Source organism: Pseudarthrobacter sp. fls2-241-R2A-168 (assembly GCF_030209335.1).
Classification (GTDB): Bacteria; Actinomycetota; Actinomycetes; order Actinomycetales; family Micrococcaceae; genus Arthrobacter.
In genome coordinates, this window is record NZ_JARVSG010000059.1 from 19164 (window position 1) to 35241 (window position 16078).

At 65.1% G+C, this 16078-nt stretch carries 14 protein-coding genes and 1 tRNA gene; 11 read left to right on the plus strand and 4 right to left on the minus strand.

The genetic code is table 11. From position 1 onward, the window contains the following. Positions 1 to 94 precede the first annotated feature (94 nt). From QRN11_RS22100 to QRN11_RS22110, 3 genes are all read left to right on the plus strand, one after another. On the plus strand, positions 95 to 1498 hold the full coding sequence (locus QRN11_RS22100; RefSeq protein WP_285314509.1) for an MFS transporter: 1404 nt from the start codon (positions 95 to 97) through the stop codon (positions 1496 to 1498). 123 nt (positions 1499 to 1621) lie between these two features. Continuing rightward, positions 1622 to 2104, plus strand: a complete 483-nt coding sequence (locus QRN11_RS22105; RefSeq protein ID WP_091421830.1) for a cation:proton antiporter regulatory subunit — start codon at positions 1622 to 1624, stop codon at positions 2102 to 2104. Positions 2105 to 2109: 5 nt separating this feature from the next. Continuing rightward, positions 2110 to 3291, plus strand: a complete 1182-nt coding sequence (locus QRN11_RS22110; protein WP_142062492.1) for a cation:proton antiporter — start codon at positions 2110 to 2112, stop codon at positions 3289 to 3291. 13 nt (positions 3292 to 3304) lie between these two features. On the opposite strand, the gene dcd is transcribed toward QRN11_RS22110, so the two are convergent. Then, the gene (gene dcd / locus QRN11_RS22115; protein WP_091421821.1) at positions 3305 to 3880 is read right to left on the minus strand and encodes a dCTP deaminase; all 576 of its coding nucleotides are present in this window, start codon (positions 3878 to 3880) and stop codon (positions 3305 to 3307) included. Positions 3881 to 4013: 133 nt separating this feature from the next. Here dcd and QRN11_RS22120 point away from each other — a divergent pair, with 133 nt between their 5' ends. Beyond that, on the plus strand, positions 4014 to 5771 hold the full coding sequence (locus tag QRN11_RS22120) for a CAP domain-containing protein (protein ID WP_285314510.1): 1758 nt from the start codon (positions 4014 to 4016) through the stop codon (positions 5769 to 5771). Positions 5772 to 5775: 4 nt separating this feature from the next. On the opposite strand, the gene QRN11_RS22125 is transcribed toward QRN11_RS22120, so the two are convergent. Then, positions 5776 to 6237 carry an SRPBCC family protein gene (locus tag QRN11_RS22125; RefSeq protein ID WP_091421816.1) on the minus strand — a complete coding sequence of 154 codons (462 nt, stop codon included), beginning with the start codon at positions 6235 to 6237 and terminating at the stop codon, positions 5776 to 5778. A 233-nt stretch (positions 6238 to 6470) separates the two neighbouring features. On the opposite strand from QRN11_RS22125, the gene QRN11_RS22130 reads away from it, so the two are divergent. The 3 genes from QRN11_RS22130 (at position 6471) to QRN11_RS22140 (ending at position 7978) form a co-directional block, all read left to right on the plus strand. Continuing rightward, a tRNA-Gly gene (locus tag QRN11_RS22130) sits at positions 6471 to 6544 on the plus strand. Positions 6545 to 6686: 142 nt separating this feature from the next. Beyond that, positions 6687 to 6827: a hypothetical protein gene (locus tag QRN11_RS22135; RefSeq protein ID WP_167344651.1), complete on the plus strand. Its 141-nt coding sequence runs from the start codon at positions 6687 to 6689 to the stop codon at positions 6825 to 6827. Beyond that, positions 6824 to 7978, plus strand: coding sequence for a N(5)-(carboxyethyl)ornithine synthase (locus QRN11_RS22140; protein WP_285314511.1), 1155 nt, complete (start codon positions 6824 to 6826; stop codon positions 7976 to 7978). Before QRN11_RS22135 ends, QRN11_RS22140 begins: the two co-directional genes overlap by 4 nt. Before the next feature lie 7 nt (positions 7979 to 7985). Here QRN11_RS22140 and QRN11_RS22145 read toward each other — a convergent pair whose 3' ends face one another. Then, positions 7986 to 9368, minus strand: a complete 1383-nt coding sequence (locus tag QRN11_RS22145) for an MFS transporter (RefSeq protein WP_285314512.1) — start codon at positions 9366 to 9368, stop codon at positions 7986 to 7988. A gap of 144 nt (positions 9369 to 9512) precedes the next feature. On the opposite strand from QRN11_RS22145, the gene QRN11_RS22150 reads away from it, so the two are divergent. The 4 genes from QRN11_RS22150 to QRN11_RS22165 all read left to right on the plus strand — a co-directional run bounded on the left by QRN11_RS22150 (position 9513) and on the right by QRN11_RS22165 (position 12081). Further along, positions 9513 to 10367 (plus strand): LysR substrate-binding domain-containing protein, encoded by an 855-nt coding sequence (locus tag QRN11_RS22150; protein WP_091421809.1) that lies wholly within the window; start codon positions 9513 to 9515, stop codon positions 10365 to 10367. A gap of 119 nt (positions 10368 to 10486) precedes the next feature. After that, the gene (locus QRN11_RS22155; protein WP_285314513.1) at positions 10487 to 10783 is read left to right on the plus strand and encodes a hypothetical protein; all 297 of its coding nucleotides are present in this window, start codon (positions 10487 to 10489) and stop codon (positions 10781 to 10783) included. Further along, positions 10780 to 11652: an alpha/beta fold hydrolase gene (locus tag QRN11_RS22160; protein WP_142062507.1), complete on the plus strand. Its 873-nt coding sequence runs from the start codon at positions 10780 to 10782 to the stop codon at positions 11650 to 11652. Before QRN11_RS22155 ends, QRN11_RS22160 begins: the two co-directional genes overlap by 4 nt. Before the next feature lie 111 nt (positions 11653 to 11763). Further along, positions 11764 to 12081 (plus strand): hypothetical protein, encoded by a 318-nt coding sequence (locus QRN11_RS22165; RefSeq protein ID WP_091421801.1) that lies wholly within the window; start codon positions 11764 to 11766, stop codon positions 12079 to 12081. An 87-nt stretch (positions 12082 to 12168) separates the two neighbouring features. Here QRN11_RS22165 and QRN11_RS22170 read toward each other — a convergent pair whose 3' ends face one another. Next, positions 12169 to 15690, minus strand: coding sequence for a bifunctional proline dehydrogenase/L-glutamate gamma-semialdehyde dehydrogenase (locus QRN11_RS22170; RefSeq protein WP_285314514.1), 3522 nt, complete (start codon positions 15688 to 15690; stop codon positions 12169 to 12171). Positions 15691 to 16078 lie beyond the last annotated feature (388 nt).

The window sequence follows — 16078 nt, forward strand, 5'->3', positions numbered from 1 at the left end:
TTCCGCCGCCGCTGCTGTATGCTCCGGCCACTTTTCCCGGTTTTACGGCCGCAGCTCCCCTGCCTGTTCGCCACGGGCGGATACGATGCATCCTATGAACAGCGCCAGCGCTCCCGGGGCAACGCAGCCCTTCTCCGAGCTTGCATCGGGGAACACGGCCACCAGCAAGGCCCGCGTCCTGGCCTGGGCCTCCTGGGATTGGGGTTCGGCGGCTTTCAACGCTGTGATGACCACGTTCGTTTTCACTGTGTACCTGACCTCGAAGGCGTTTGGCGGTGAAGACCAGGCCTCGGCTGTCCTTGGTGGTGCGCTTGCCATTGCCGGCTTTGCCATTGCGTTGCTGGCTCCGGTCACCGGTCAGCGTTCGGATGCGGGTGGCCGGCGCAAGCTGTGGCTGGGAGTCAATACGGCCGCCGTGGCCATCCTCACTGCCCTGTGTTTCTTTGTCTTCCCCCGGCCCGAGTTCCTCCTGCTGGGGGTGACGCTTATCGCCCTGGGCAACGTGTTCTTCGAGTTCGCAGGCGTGAATTACAACGCCATGCTGGCCCAGATCTCCACTCCCAAGAACATCGGCAAGGTCAGCGGGCTGGGCTGGGGAGCCGGCTACCTGGGCGGGATCGTGGCGCTCCTGATCGTCCTGCAGCTCTTTGTCCAGCCGAGCTTCGAATGGTTTGGGGCCTCCACCCGGGACAGCCTGAACATCCGGCTTGTCGCAGTGTTCTCCGCCCTGTGGTTCTTTGTCTTCGCCCTGCCCGTCCTCTTCGCGGTTCCGGAGCTGCCCAAAACCCCGCAAGCCCGGCGGCTGGGGATCGTGGCCAGCTATGGGCTGTTGATCCGGCGGATCAAGGCCATCTACGCCACCAGCCCGCACACCATCTACTTCCTGCTGGCCAGTGCCGTTTTCCGTGACGGGCTGGCAGCGGTGTTTACCTTTGGCGGAATCATCGCCGCCGGCACCTTCGGCTTCGAGTTGTCCCAGGTGATCTTCTTCGCCATCTTCGGGAATGTGGTGGCCGCCGTGGGAGCGATCGCTGGCGGGTTCCTGGACGACAAGGTTGGGCCGAAGGCAGTCATCCTCGGATCCTTGGTGGGGCTCTTAATCGCCGGGACCGTCATCCTGGTGCTGGGCAACGGTGAATATTCCTTCTTCGGTATGGAATGGCGGGGGTCTACCACCTTCTGGATCTTCGGGCTCTTCCTGTGCCTCTTCGTGGGCCCGGCGCAGTCCTCGTCCCGCGCCTACCTGGCGCGACTTGCTCCGCACGGCGAGTCCGGTGAGCTCTTCGGGCTCTACGCCACCACAGGCCGCGCCGTGAGCTTCCTGGCGCCGGCCCTGTTCACGCTCTGCATTACCGTTGCAACGCCATTGGTGGCACCGGGCGAAGCCCAGCGCTGGGGCATCCTGGGAATCATGGTGGTGCTCCTGGCCGGGCTCCTGGTCCTGCTGCCGGTGAAGTCCCCGGACAAGGCGGCTATCGCCGTCGTTCCAGCCACCTGATACCCCCACAATTTTCATGCCCCATGGCTTCGATTCCTGCCCCTCGCCAGGGGCGGGAACGGGTTTCCTGCGGACTTGCCGGCGCCCGCGCCACATCGGCCCCGGTCAGACTAGGCTGGAATCATGAACGTGGATGAGACGGACCTTCCGGGCCTCGGCCGGCGGAAGGATTTTATGACGGCTTCAGGGCGCCGGATCGGCGTTGTGGAGCTGCGGGAAGGCCAGACGGAACTCATCGTTTCCACCTGGGATGATCCCGATACCTGCCAGGCCTCAATTCCGTTGACCGGGGATGAAGCAGCAACCCTGGGCAACCTGCTCGGCGGGCAGCACCTGGCCATGAAGCTGACGGAGGAACACAAGGATGTTCCCGGCATCGTCACCCGGCAGTTTTCCATCGCGCCGGGCTCCCCGTTCCAGAACCAGCCCATGGGCAAAGCCTGCATCCGTACGCGTTGCGGCGTTTCCATTGTGGCGATCATGCGCGAAGGTGAGGTGCTCCCGTCGCCGGGACCCGACGTCGTGCTCCACACCGGTGATCTGCTTGTTGCTGTAGGCACGCAGGAAGGCCTCGATTCGGCGGCCGATATCCTCCGTAACGGATAGACGCCATGGACCCGTTGGCCCTGACCCTCATCGAACTGGGGGCCGTTGTGTTCTGCCTCGGCCTTTTGGCCAGGCTGGCCGGACGGATCGGAATGTCGCCCATCCCGCTCTATCTGCTGGGCGGACTGGCCTTCGGGGCCGGCGGGATCGTCAAGCTCGAGGGTATGCACGAGTTCGCGCACCTCTCCGGGGAAATCGGTGTGATCCTGCTGCTGCTTATGCTCGGGCTGGAATATACAGCCGCCGAGCTTTTCACCGGCCTGCGCCGCTCGTGGCAGGCCGGTGTGCTGGACCTTGTACTGAACTTCCTGCCAGGCGCCGCCCTGGCCCTGTTCCTGGGCTGGGGCGGCGTGGGAGCCATGGTGATGGGCGGCGTCACCTACATCTCCTCATCGGGAATTGCGGCCAAGGTCATCACTGACCTTGGCCGTCTCGGTAACCGCGAGACGCCCGTTGTGCTGTCCATCCTGGTATTCGAAGACCTTGCTATGGCTGTCTACCTGCCCATCCTCACGGCCACGCTGGCAGGGGTGAGTTTCCTGGGCGGCCTCACCACCGTGGGCATCGCGCTGGCCGTGGTGAGCCTGGTGCTGATGGTGGCGCTGCGGCACGGACACCGGGTGTCCAAAGCAGTGCACAGCGAGAACTCGGAGGTCTTCCTCCTGAACGTCCTGGGCGCGGCCCTGCTGGTGGCGGGTGTCGCGTCTGCCATGCAGGTGTCCGCGGCAGTGGGGGCCTTTATGCTCGGCATCGCCATTTCCGGCGCCACGGCCCATAACGCCACACGGATCCTGGAACCGCTGCGGGACCTGTTCGCCGCCATCTTTTTTGTGGCGTTCGGCCTGAACACAGATCCCACGTCCATCCCGCCAGTGCTCGGCTGGGCCCTGGTGCTGGCCGTCATCACCGCAGCCACCAAGATGGTGACGGGCGTGTGGGCTGCCAAGCGTGCCGGCATTGCCCGCCCCGGGCGCGTCCGCGCCGGGGCGACGCTCGTAGCCCGTGGCGAATTCTCGATCGTGATTGCCGGACTCGCGGTGGCCTCCGGCGCTGTCACTCATGAGCTGGCAGCCCTGGCCACTGCCTATGTGCTGCTGATGGCCGTTGTTGGCCCGCTCGCCGCCCGTTATGTGGAGCCGCTGGTCAAGCCCCTGCTGCGGCCCGTGAGGGTGGCTGCCAAAGCCTAGGTCGCGCCCGGTACTAGATTGCCGTGCGGTGGAAGTTCAGGTGGCTGCGGCTGGCTGTTGGTCCCCGCTGGCCCTGGTACCGGTTGCCGTAGTCGCCCTGGCCGTAGGGGTACGCGGCCGCAGACGTCAGGCGGAAGAAGCAGAGCTGGCCGATTTTCATGCCCGGCCACAGCTTGATGGGCAGTGTGGCCATGTTGGACAGTTCAAGGGTGACATGCCCTGAGAAACCGGGGTCGATGAACCCCGCCGTGGAGTGCGTCAGCAGTCCAAGCCGCCCCAGCGAAGACTTGCCTTCCAGGCGCGCGGCAATGTCATCGGGCAGGGTGACAGTTTCATAGGTTGAGCCGAGGACGAACTCGCCGGGGTGCAGGATGAAGGGTTCGTTCTGTTCCACCTCCACCAGGCGGGTCAGTTCCGGCTGCTCTTCCGCGGGATCGATGTGCGCGTACTTGTGGTTGTCGAACAGGCGGAAGAACTTATCGATCCGCACATCCACGGACGACGGCTGGACCATCGCCGGATCGTACGGTTCAAGAACGATCCGCTGGGAGTCAATTTCGGCACGAATATCGCGGTCAGAGATCAGCACCGTCCCAAATTACCGTATCGGTTATCCACAGCTGCATTCTTTCGTTGTTGCTGTGCCCTGCTGGGGCTAATGTTGCCTCAGTGATTAAGGCGCCGGATGGTCTCCCGGATGGCCCAACAGAGCTGGGGATGTTGTGAATAAATTAGTAGCGCCCGCTTTTATTGGCGTGCTCTGTTCCATAGCGCTGGTCTCCTCTTCCGTGGGAGGCCTTCCCGCACCGTTGCCGGCCGGCCAGTTGTCCGCTGCAGGTTCACACGGTGTCACCTTGGGCCCGGCAGCGGTCGCCGACCCCGCAGCCGTTCGGCGCGACCCTTCAGCCTTGGCCCGGCTCACCCCGGCCGTCGATCCTGACATCCGGCCGGCCTCCCCGTCCGGGGCCAGTGTGCTGACAACGCAACCCAGCCCAGCCCAGCCTGCTACAGTCCAGCCTCTTGCCGGGCAGCCGCCCACAGCTCCGGCCGGAACCGAGGCACTGGCAGCGCCCACCCCAACCTCCCCCGAACCTGCACCGGCGGTGCCCTCGATTCCGCCGCTTTGGGCACCTGATGAAGAACTGGGAGCGCCCGCAACCACCCGGCTTGCGGCGCCTGAATCCACTCAAACCCTGCCCGCGCCAGAGGCCCTGGTGCCGGACAACAACGCGGCGGCAGTTCTCACCGTGTTCAACAGGATCAACGAATACAGGGTGTCCAAAGGCCTGAACCCGGTCAAATACCACCCCACGGTGGCGGGCTTGGCGCAGGAATGGTCGGACAGCATCGCCGCACGCGAGGTGATTGAGCACCGCGCCAACTTCTGGACCGACTCCCGTGCCATGAATCCCAACAACGGCGCCGGCGAAGTCATTGCCATCCGCACGGACCGGGACGCCGCGCAGCTGGTGGAGTGGTGGAAGGGGTCGCCCGGCCACAATGCCATGCTGCTCGATCCGCGCTTCAACGTGATGGGTGCCGGAATTTCCTACACCAACTCCACCTACCAGATCTGGGGCGTGGTGAACTTCTTCGGCTACACCACCCTTCCCGCCGGCACCGTCAATTCCCCCGGCGGCGCGGGGTCCGGCGGCACCGGGTCCGGAGGTGCTTTCCCACTGCCCGCGCCGAGCATGTGTGATGCTCCCGTCCGGCACATGCCGCCCACACTGGACCTCTCCGCGGCGGCAATCAAGGGACCGGGTGACCTGGTGACGGTAGATTCCGGCGGCCAGCTCCTGGCCAGGGCCGCCACGGGCGCACGCACCTTCGCGGCAACCAAAGTCATTGGCTCCGGCTTCACGGGAGCCAAGGAAGTCTTCACCCCGGACTGGGACCGTGACGGCGCCTTCGACCTCCTGACGCAATGGACCAACGGAACGCTGACCCTGCACCGCGGCATCGCTGCCGGAGGCTTCCAGTCCCCCGTTACCCTCGGGAACGGAGGATGGGACACCCTGACTCTCGCCGTGGGCGGCTGGTGCGCCAACAACCGGCTTCCCCAGATCCTTGCCCTCGACGGCGCCGGGAACCTGTACCTCTATCCGAACAAGGGCACGGGCGACCTCTCCGAACGCACCCTGGTGGGCGGCATCGGTGCCGCGCGGAAGTTGTCCATGGCGGATTACGACGCCGACGGGTTCCAGGACGTGCTGGCGCTCCGCGCCGACGGCTCGGTCCAGCTTTACCGCGGCTGGGGCACCACCGCTTTACGGGCCGAGGCCAGGCCCACCGTGGCCACCGGCTGGGCCGATGTTACGGGCATCCGGCCGCTGAAGGACGTTACCGGGCTGAACTCCACAGGCCTTGCCCTGCGCCGGGCCAACGACGTTGTGCAGTACTGGGACCTGACCTCGGGAAGCCTCGCCTCGCCGTCGAACATTCCCGGCCCCTGGGCCGGACAGCGGCTGGCGCAGTGAGCGGCTAGATGGCCGGCTGGAGTTCCAGGACGTCTTTGAGGCGCTCCAGCTGGGCCACTTCGGCGCAGAGGCTCCGCTGGAGCATAGTGCTCAGGAAGCCGAGCCTGTTCAGGAATCCGAGCGGCCCTTCCGGCTGGGCTTCTAGGGCAAACCGGACCCTGGTCCCCGCGGTTTCCGTGCTCAGGTAATAGCCGCCGGACCGGATCGCAGGACCGGACGTCACCTGGAACTGGATTTCGGCTCCGGGCCTGGCGCTGGTGATTTCCAGGTCTGCCGGGATGCTGAGGCCGGACCGGCCCGCCACCATCTGCCGGTAGACGGCACCCTTGGCTCCCTCGGATCCATCCACCAGCTTGACCCTGCGGACGCCGTCACGCCAGAGCGGAAGATTGGTGGCGTCAAGCAGGTACAGGTACACAGCCATGGCGTCACGCCGGATGAGGACCTCATGCTCTGCGAATGCCATCGGGATCTTTCGTGGTTGACGTCGGCCTGCCGCGCAGCTGCACCCCCCGGCACCGCAGCTACCGGATCAGGTTAGCCAGCGCTCCGTATGCCTACCTAGCCAGCGCCCTCGACGTTATTGAAGAGTTACTGCATGACGTCCCGGTGACCGGACACGCGCCGTTTGCATGCCGCCTGGACGGCCCGCCGGCACATCTGCGCTAAGCTATGTTCTGCCCCTGAAACGGGGGCGCTGCGGCTGTAGCTCAATGGTAGAGCGCTAGCTTCCCAAGCTTGATACGCGGGTTCGATTCCCGTCAGCCGCTCCACTTTGCGCAGGCACTGCCACGCCCGGACCCACGGACTCCTGGACGCTGCTCCGCCGATCCTTCCGGACACCCCAGAGCCATTAGGTCCCCGGGTGTATGGTCAGAGGTCAGGAACCTCTTCGGTTCCGCTACAGGAGCAAACATGGCTGACAAGTCCCCGCGTCAAGCAGCATCCAAAAAGTCCGGCAAGTCCATCAAGGAAAAGCGCGCAGACAAGAAGGCCGCCGCGGCGCCGGCCAGCTCCCTGGACATCACGTCCAGCAAGGCCGCCAAGAAAAAGTGACCGCCCCTGAAAACAAGCTGACCCTGGGCGTCCTGGCTTCCACCCGAAAGCCGGCCGAGCGGCGGCTCCCCATCCATCCGTTGCATTTTGAGCGCATCGAGCCCGAAGTACGGCGGAATATCATCCTTGAGCAAGGCTACGGCGAGCGCTTTGGCATCCCGGATGCGCACCTGTCCACCCTGGTGGGCAGGATGGCGGGCCGGGAGGAGCTGCTGGAAAGTGCCGACGTCGTACTCCTGCCCAAGCCTCAGCCGGAGGACCTCGCCGAGCTGCGGGACGGGCAGGTCCTCTGGGGCTGGCCGCACTGTGTCCAGGACCGTGCCATCACCCAACTGGCCATCGACAAAAAGCTGACCCTGATCGCCTTCGAGGCCATGAACCACTGGGCCAGTGATGGTGGTTTCGGCCTCCACGTTTTCCACAAGAACAACGAACTGGCCGGGTACTGCTCAGTGCTGCACGCCCTCGCATTGACCGGTTCCACCGGCGACTACGGACGGCGGCTCAGCGCTGTGGTGATCGGTTTCGGGGCCACCGCCCGTGGGGCAGTCACCGCGCTGAATGCCCATGGCGTCCACGATGTCCAGGTCCTCACCAACCGCGGGGTGGCCGCCGTCGGCGCCCCCATCCATTCGGTTAACATCGTCCAGTTTGATCACGACGACGAAGCGCCCTTCCTGAGCCAGGTCATCACTGAGCGGGGCCGGGTTCCATTGGCGCCTTTCCTTGCCGAGAGTGACATCGTGGTCAACTGCACCTTGCAGGACCCCAACAGTCCGCTCACCTACTTGCAGACTGACGATCTCGCAGCCTTTGCCCCAGGGAGCCTGATCGTTGACGTATCCTGCGACGAAGGGATGGGGTTCAGCTGGGCCAGGTCCACCACGTTCGCGGAGCCAATGTTCACCGTCGGTGACCACATCAACTACTACGCGGTGGACCACAGCCCGTCGTATCTCTGGAACTCCGCCACGTGGGAGATCAGCCAGGCCCTGCTGCCGTTCCTGGCCACCGTTATGGACGGCCCGGAAGCCTGGGCGCAGAACGACACCATCGCCCGGGCCATCGAGATCCGCGACGGAGTGGTCCGGAACAAGGACGTCCTGGAGTTCCAGAAGCGGGAAGCCGCCTACCCGCACGCTGCCCTGTAATCCGCGGTCAGGCCGCCGTCGCCTTGCTGACGATACTCACGGGGTGGCGGCGGTCCTTGAAGCTGACCTTTAGCAGCAGCGAGCCCTTCCGGGCCAGGATCACGGCGACCGTCAGGGCGGCTAGCGCCGGGACGCCCCCGGCCACCAACAGTGCCGCGTGCGGGGTGACGTGCTCGGACAGCCAGCCGAGCATCGGCCCGCCAATGGCCTGGCCACCGATCAGCACCATGATGTAAAGGCTCATGACCCGGCCCCGGATCCGCATGTTGGAGCTCACCTGGACCAGCTGGTTGGAGCCGGTCAGGAACATCAGGCACCAGAATCCGGACAGCACCATCACGGCGCCAAACACAGGCATGGACGGCGCGATGGCCGCGAGGCAGAGCATCACGCCGTACATCCCGGCGCAGAACACCACCGAACGCAGCCGCAGGTGCCGCCGCCGGGTGGATGCCACGGCTCCGGCGAGGGCTCCGAGCGCGACGAGGGCGTTCAGGAGTCCGTAGCCTCCGGCCCCGACGTCGAAGACGTGGTCGGCAAACGCGGCCAGGACCACGGGCAGGCTCATGGCGAACACTGCAATGAACCCGGCCATCAGCCATGGCCAGTAGATGGTGGGCTTGCTGAGCGCGTAGCTCAATCCTTCGCGCAGCATCCCCTTGCTCTTCGGGGCGGGGGCGCTGACAAACAACCGGTCCTTCCGCAGGATCAGGAGCATGGCCACCGTGGAGCAGCAGGCGGCGGCATTGCCGGCGAAAGCCCACCCTGCACCGACTGCGGTGAGAAGCCATCCGGCCAGGGCAGGACCAATCAGGCCGCCCAGTTGGAAGGTAGTGGAGTTCACGCTGATCGCATTGCGCAGATAGGTCGGGCCTACCAGTTCGTTGACGAACACCTGCCGGGCCGGCTGGTCCAGCACGGTGACCAGGCCAAGGACCAGCGCAATAACGTAGACGTGCCACACCTGGACGGCTCCCGTCAGCGCAAGGATGGCGAGGGCCCCGGCCAGGAGCGCGGCCATGCTTTGGCACAGGATGAGGATCTTCCGCTTGGCAAACCGGTCCGCGATCATGCCTCCCCACGGTCCCAGCAGGAGGGAGGGCAGGAACTGCAGCGCCACTGTAAAGCCCACCGCAGTCACGGATCCGGAAAGCTGCAGGACCATCCAGTCCTGGGCAATGCGCTGCATCCAGATGGCGATCACTGCAATAAAGTGCCCAACCGCGAAGATCCTGAAGTTGGGCACCGTCAGTGAGATAAAGGTGTGCTTCCACGGCAGGCGTTCAGGGACGACGGCGAGGGGCTGGGTCTGGTGGTCCGGCGGCGCGGAGGCGGCTGAGTCGATGACGGGCTGGGTGACGGTTGCCGATGACGGCGGTGGGGGTGCCACAGGAGTGTCCTCAAATTGGGGTCGGTCCGGGATGTCCTTAACGCTAGGCTGGGGCAGCGGGATTATGGAGACGTATTGTCCCTATAACTCGTATTGCGAACTGCAATGCTGCCGATGTCCGCACTCACGCCCTTGGAGTCCCCAGTGTTTGAACCCGCCCAGCTGCGCTCCTTCCTGGCGGTGGCCGAAACCCTCAGTTTCACCAAGGCAGCTGAGCGGCTGGGCCTGGCCCAGCCCACCGTCAGCCAGCATGTCCGCAAGCTGGAAACGGCGGCCAAGCGGGTGCTGGTCACCCGGGACACCCGGGACGTCCGCCTCACGGATAACGGCGATGCGATGGCCGGGTTTGCCCGGAATATCCTCTCCGCGCACGACGCCGCCGCCCGGTATTTCTCGGGCTCCGCCATGCGGGGCCGGCTGCGCTTCGGGACTGCCGACGACCTGGCCATCACCGGCCTGCCGAGGATCCTGCGCGAATTCCGGCAGGTCTATCCGCAGATTAACCTGGAACTGACAGTGGGCCAGAGCGACCAGCTCTACCGGAAACTCAACGCAGGCCAGCTGGACCTGGTGTTTGTGAAGTGGGTGGCGGGGGCCAAGGACGGCACCGTGGTGCAGCACGATTCCTTCTCCTGGGTGGGGCAGGAACAGACCGTGCTTGAGCCTGGGGCGCCGGTCCCGCTGATCGCGTACCCCTCACCAAGCCTGAGCCGGAAACTTGCCATCGACGCGCTGGAGTCGCACGGCAGGACCTGGCGCATCACGTGCACCACCCGCCAGATCAGCGGCGTGCTTGCCGCGGTCCGCGCCGGAATCGGAGTGGCAGTCATGCCGTCATCCCTGGTGCCGGAAGACCTGAAGATCATCACCCGCCGCTTTGACCTGCCGGCGGTGGGCGACGTGGACTTCACCCTGATCCGCAACCCACTGGCCAACTCCGAGGTCATCGACGCACTGACGCAATCCATTGTGGGCCGGACCATCAACCGTCCGGCCTAGGCTTGGAATCTGCGAGGCAAGCCATTACACACAAGAACGTGGGGATTCGAGTGGGAGTACGTACCAGCACAAGAGGGTGGATCAACAAACTGGCCCTTAGTACGGCGTTTGGAGCCACGTTGTCAGTTGTGGCAGTGGCGGACTGGCCTTGGCCCCTGGCTTTCGGGGCCGGTGCCATCCTGTTCCTCATGGCCCAGGCACTGTGGCGCCGGAAAAGCGGAGGGAGCGGGGAGCAGTTGCCCGCAGCACCCGGTGTGGGTCTCCTGGGTGTGACCTTCGGCGCGGCAGCACTCATCATCCGGGGAACTCCGGAGTCCCTCTGGGCCGGCCCGGCCTTGGGCGTTGTTGCCTCCGTCAGCACGTACGCGTATCTCCGCCGCCTGGCGGATCGTGACGGCAGGGCATCGAGTTCATGACACCAGGCGAGGGCGTGGGGAAGCAGCATCTCCTTGATGTGGGCAACGGCGTCCAGGTCAACTACTTCGATACCGGTGGGCCGGGCCTGCCGGTGGTGATTTTGCATGGGCTGGCAGGCAGCGCCACGGAATTCTTCGCAACAGCCCGCGCCTTGACCGGATTCCGGACGAGTCTGGTGGAGCTGCGCGGCCATGGCCGAAGCACCACCAGCCCTGGCGACCTCTCGCGCGAAGCCTTTGTGGCCGACGTCGTCCACGTGATTGAGACAGCGGTGGCCGCTCCTGTCGCATTGGTTGGCCAGTCCATGGGCGGCCACACCGCGATGCTGGTTGCGGCGAAGCGGCCGGACCTGGTTTCCAGGCTCGTGCTGCTCGAGAGCGGCGCTGGGGGCAGCAGCCATATGGAGAATATGCAGCTCGGGGAATTTTTCCGCTCCTGGCCCGTCCCGTTCTCCAGCCGACCGGCCGCCAGGGATTTCCTGGGACCGGGGCCGCTTGCAGAAGCATGGGCCGCTGATCTTGAAGAGAAAGCCGGCGGGTTTTGGCCCCGCTTCCACCCTGACGTCATGGTGGGCATCATGCACGCACTGATCCAGCCCCGCTGGAAGGAATGGCAGTCAGTGAGGGCACCAACGTTGGTGGTCTATGGCGAAAATGGAATGTTTTCTGAGGAAGAGAAAACTGCATTCGTTGCGTCCCGGCCGGAGACGCAGCGGGTGGACCTCCCGGCAGCGTCACACGACGCCCATCTTGACGCGTTTGAATCTTGGATGGCGGCGCTGAACACCTTCCTGGGAAACCCTTTGTCCCCTCAGGGAAGCGCAGATACTAAGGCCGCGGACAAGGGAAGACAACCCGGTCTCCATTGATGTCGGAAGGTTGCATCACCTATGCTGATTTTCCCAGGGTCAAGCAGATGGCCGGTTCACTAACACGAGCACGTTCCTGCGTGCCAGGTCCGTGCTCGGGACAGGCAGCCAATGACGACAGCCAAGAACACCCATCTCAGCTCCACCCACGCGCGCCAGCACAACACCCTGCGTCCACCGGCCACCCGCAGTTCAACACTCGGCTCCGGGATAGCCACCACGGATACCGGATATGTGGGAAAGCCTACCTGCGACACCTGCCGCACCGATGAATTTGTCTACCTCGAGTCCTATATTCCCCCGACGTACCGGCGGGACGGCAGCGTGGCCACTTTGGGCGAAGTCGCCTACACCTGCACCCATTGCGAACAGTTCTCCGCCCACAGTGTTCCCGTGACCTGGACCCCGCCCGGCTGGTACTTGGGCTGACGCACATTAACGAGGTCCGGTGGTTGAGCCTGTCAAAACCCAGACAAGCTCAACCACCGGACCTTATGTATGCCCTTGGGGCGGGAACTAGATCAGCGCATCCGAGAGGTGGTTGGGTGTGCCGAACCGGTGAGCCGTGATGCTGACGGCCTGCTCATGCAGGAACGGCAGCAGCTCAACGCGTCCGGCCTCCGTGACCGCGTGGGCGTAGACGGCAAGATCGGGACGGCCGCCTGTGGCCTTAGCCAGTGCAGCGGCGTCACCGCCGATCAGGCGGATCCGCGCCCCGGACAGCTTGCCCGCCGAGGCGAGGCGTTCCGCGGAAGCCAGCCACTCGGCGTCGGACTCCACGCTCACCTCGACGTCCAGCGCGGTCAGCACCGGGCGAATCTGCGCGGGAAGTTCGACGGCGGATGACACCGTCAGTGCCGACCCCGCCAGGACGCCGGCGGCCACAGTCCGGACCAGGTGCGCCAGCGGCGCACCTTCGGCGAGCCGTACAGTGACTGGCAGGCTCCGGTAGCGGAAGATGTTGCGCTCCGCGCTGAGGCCGGACACGTCCTTGGCGGTGCCGAATTCCTCAGCCCAGGCCTGCGCGTCCGATGCCAGCGCCCGTTTGACCGACTCCAGGTCGTCGGCAGGCTCCAGCGCCGCACTGGCGGCGTTGATGATCCGGCGCACTCCGGGGTGCATGATGGGAGCGTCGGCGGTGCTGGCGGCCGGGGTCCAGTCGCCCAGACCGGCCAGGTAGTTGGGTCCGCCTGCCTTGGTGCCAGCGCCCACAGCGGACTTCTTCCAGCCGCCGAACGGCTGGCGCTGCACGATGGCGCCGGTGATGCCGCGGTTCACGTACAGGTTTCCGGCCTGGATGGTCTCCAGCCAGGTTCCGAGCTCCTCGGAGTTCAGGGAGTGCAGGCCTGCGGTGAGGCCGTACTCGATCTGGTTCTGGATGGCGATGGCCTCTTCGAGCGTGTCGGCGGTCATCACACCGAGCACCGGGCCGAAGAACTCGGTCAGATGGAAGTAGGAACCGCGCTTGACGCCGTAGCGCACGCCCGGGCTCCAGAGCCGGCCGGTGTTATCCAGCTTCTTGGGTTCAACGGCCCAGTTTTCGCCTTCGCCCAAAGTGGTGAGGGCGTTCAGGAGCTTGCCGTTGGCCGGCTCGATGATCGGACCCATCTGGCTGGTGGGGTCCTCCGGGTAGCCCACCTTCAGGGAGGTGACGGCGTCGATCAGCTGGTTGTGGAACCGCTTGGACTTGGCCACCGAGCCCACCAGGATCACCAGTGAGGCCGCGGAGCACTTCTGGCCGGCGTGGCCGAACGCTGAGTGGGCAACGTCCTTGGCCGCCAGGTCCAGGTCTGCGCTGGGGGTGACGATGATGGCATTCTTGCCGCTGGTTTCGGCCAGGAGCGGCAAGTCCTGGCGGAAGGACCGGAACAGCTCGGCGGTTTCGTAGCCGCCGGTAAGGATCACGCGGTCCACGGCCGGGTGCGAGATCAGCTGCTTGCCGAGTTCACGCTCGCCCAGCTGCACCATGGTGAGCACGTCTCGCGGCACGCCGGCTTCCCAGAGCGCTTCGACCATTACGGCGCCGCTGCGGGCGGCCTGCTTGGCGGGTTTGATCACGACGGCGGAGCCGGCGGCGAGTGCCGCAAGGGTGGACCCTGCGGGGATGGCGACCGGGAAGTTCCACGGCGGCGTCACAACGGTGAGCTTGGCAGGGACGAACGTGGCGCCGTCGACCGTGTCCAGCTTCCGGGCGGACTCGGCGTAGTAGTGGGCAAAGTCCACCGCTTCGCTGACCTCGGGATCGCCCTGGTCGATGGTCTTGCCGGTTTCGCTGGCCATCACCTCAAGCAGGTCGGCGCGGCGGGCCTCCAGGACCTCGCCGGCGCGGTGCAGGATCTCGGCGCGTTCGGCGCCGGACAGGGCACCCCAGGCCTTGCCTTTCTCCACGGCCGCCTGGATGACGGTGTTCAGGGTGGCCTCGTCCTTGACGGAAGCCGCCGCCACGGAAGCATTGCCCAAAGTGGAGGACGGGACTCGCTCCAGGATGGCCCGGCCCCAGTCGCGGTTGGCGGGCAGGGACGGGTCGGTGTCCGGGGTGTTCTCAAAACCCTCGTGAAGCATCCGGACCGGCGGCAGGTTCCGGTCCTGCCGGCGGTTCGGCAGCGGAACCGTGTTGTCCAGGGCGTCCAGCGAGGCAAGGAAGCGCTGCTTCTCGCGTTCGAACAGGACCTCGTTTTCGCTCAGCTCGAAGACTGCCGACATGAAGTTGTCCTGGCTGGCGCCTTCCTCGAGGCGGCGGATCAGGTAGGCGATGGCGACGTCGAACTCGGCCGGGTGCACCACCGGGGTGTAGAGCAGCAGCGAGCCGACGTCCTTCTTGACGGCCTCGGCCTGGCCCTGAGCCATGCCCAGCAGCATCTCGAACTCGATGCCCTGCTGTGCGGTATCCGCGATGCCGCGCTGCTTGGCCAGGAGCCAGGCGAAGGCGATATCGAACAGGTTGTGGCCGGCCACGCCGATCCGGATGTTCTTGATCCGCTCAGGGTGCACCGCGTAGTTGATGACGCTCTTATAGCTGGTGTCCGAGTCCTGCTTGCTGCCCCAGGTGGCCAGCGGCCAGTCATGCAGGGACGCTTCCACCTGTTCCATGGGGAGGTTGGCGCCTTTGACCACGCGGACCTTGATGGCGGCGCCGCCGTTGGCACGGCGTTCGGCAGCCCAGTCCTGCAGGCGGATCATCGCGGAGAGAGCGTCGGGAAGGTAGGCCTGGAGCACGATGCCGGCTTCCAGGTTCTTGAACTCGGGCTTGTCCAGGATCCTGGTGAAGACCGCAATGGTCATGTCCAGGTCCTTGTATTCCTCCATGTCCAGGTTGATGAACTTGGCCTTTCCGCCGTTCTTGGCGAAGGAGGCGGCGCGCTGGAAGAGGGGTGTGAGCTTTTCGACGACGTGTCCCACGGCTTCGTCGAAGGCCCAGGCCGAGTGGGGGGCAACCGTGGAGGAGACCTTGATGGAGACGTAATCGACGTCGGGGCGCGCCAGCAGGGTGTGTGTGCCTTCGAGCCGGCGGGATGCCTCGTGCTCGCCGAGGACCGCCTCGCCGAGGAGGTTGACGTTGAGCTTAATGCCGTCCTTGCGGATCTTGGCGATGGCCGGGCCGAGCTTGGCGTCGGTGGCGTCCACGATCAGGTGGCCCACCATCTCGCGCAGGACCTTGCGGGCGATGGGGATAACAACCTGCGGCATCACCGGGGCCATGGTCCCGCCCAGTGCCACGGCGCTGCGCATGTACCAGGGCAGGAAGGCCGGAACTTTCGGAGCCAGGGCCGCCAGGTTGCGGGCTGCCACGTTCAGGTCCTCGGGGCGGACCACGCCGTCCACGAAGCCCACGGTGAATTCCAGGCCGTTGGGGTCCTTAAGAACGCCGGCGAGCTGTTGGGCGGAGGCGTCCACCGGGACCTTGGCAGCCTCGGTGAGCCAGTGCCGGACCAGGGCGACTGCTTCGGTGGCGAGGGCCTTCGCCTGGGGGACGTCGACGTCGACGGTCTGCGGTGCGGTACCGGCTGAAGTTGCTGGTTCCATTGCAACGTGGGTCATGGTTTTCCCGATCCTTCTTTGCTGTGGGAGGAGGTCTTTTCACCAGTATGAGCTTCTACTCACATAAGATAAAGCGATGTTTTCTAAGCAATACAGGTTAGAAAAGATGAAGCTTTACCTCCCACGCCCCGTGCCCCTTCACCCACCGGCGATCCCGCACTTAACGCCGCAAAATTTGCGCACGCTCTCTCACTTGATGCAGGAAATTTCCGCACGCTCGCTCACTTGATGCGGGAAAAACGGAAACGCTCTATCACCCTCCCAAAGGAAGGTGATAGAGCGTCCGGGGTAAAGCGACGTCAGGTGATAGAGCGTCCGGGTTTAAGCGACATCAAGTGAGAGTGTCCCTATGTTCTTCGTCAAGCTGCTGTTGGTGTTTGGGCCTGGT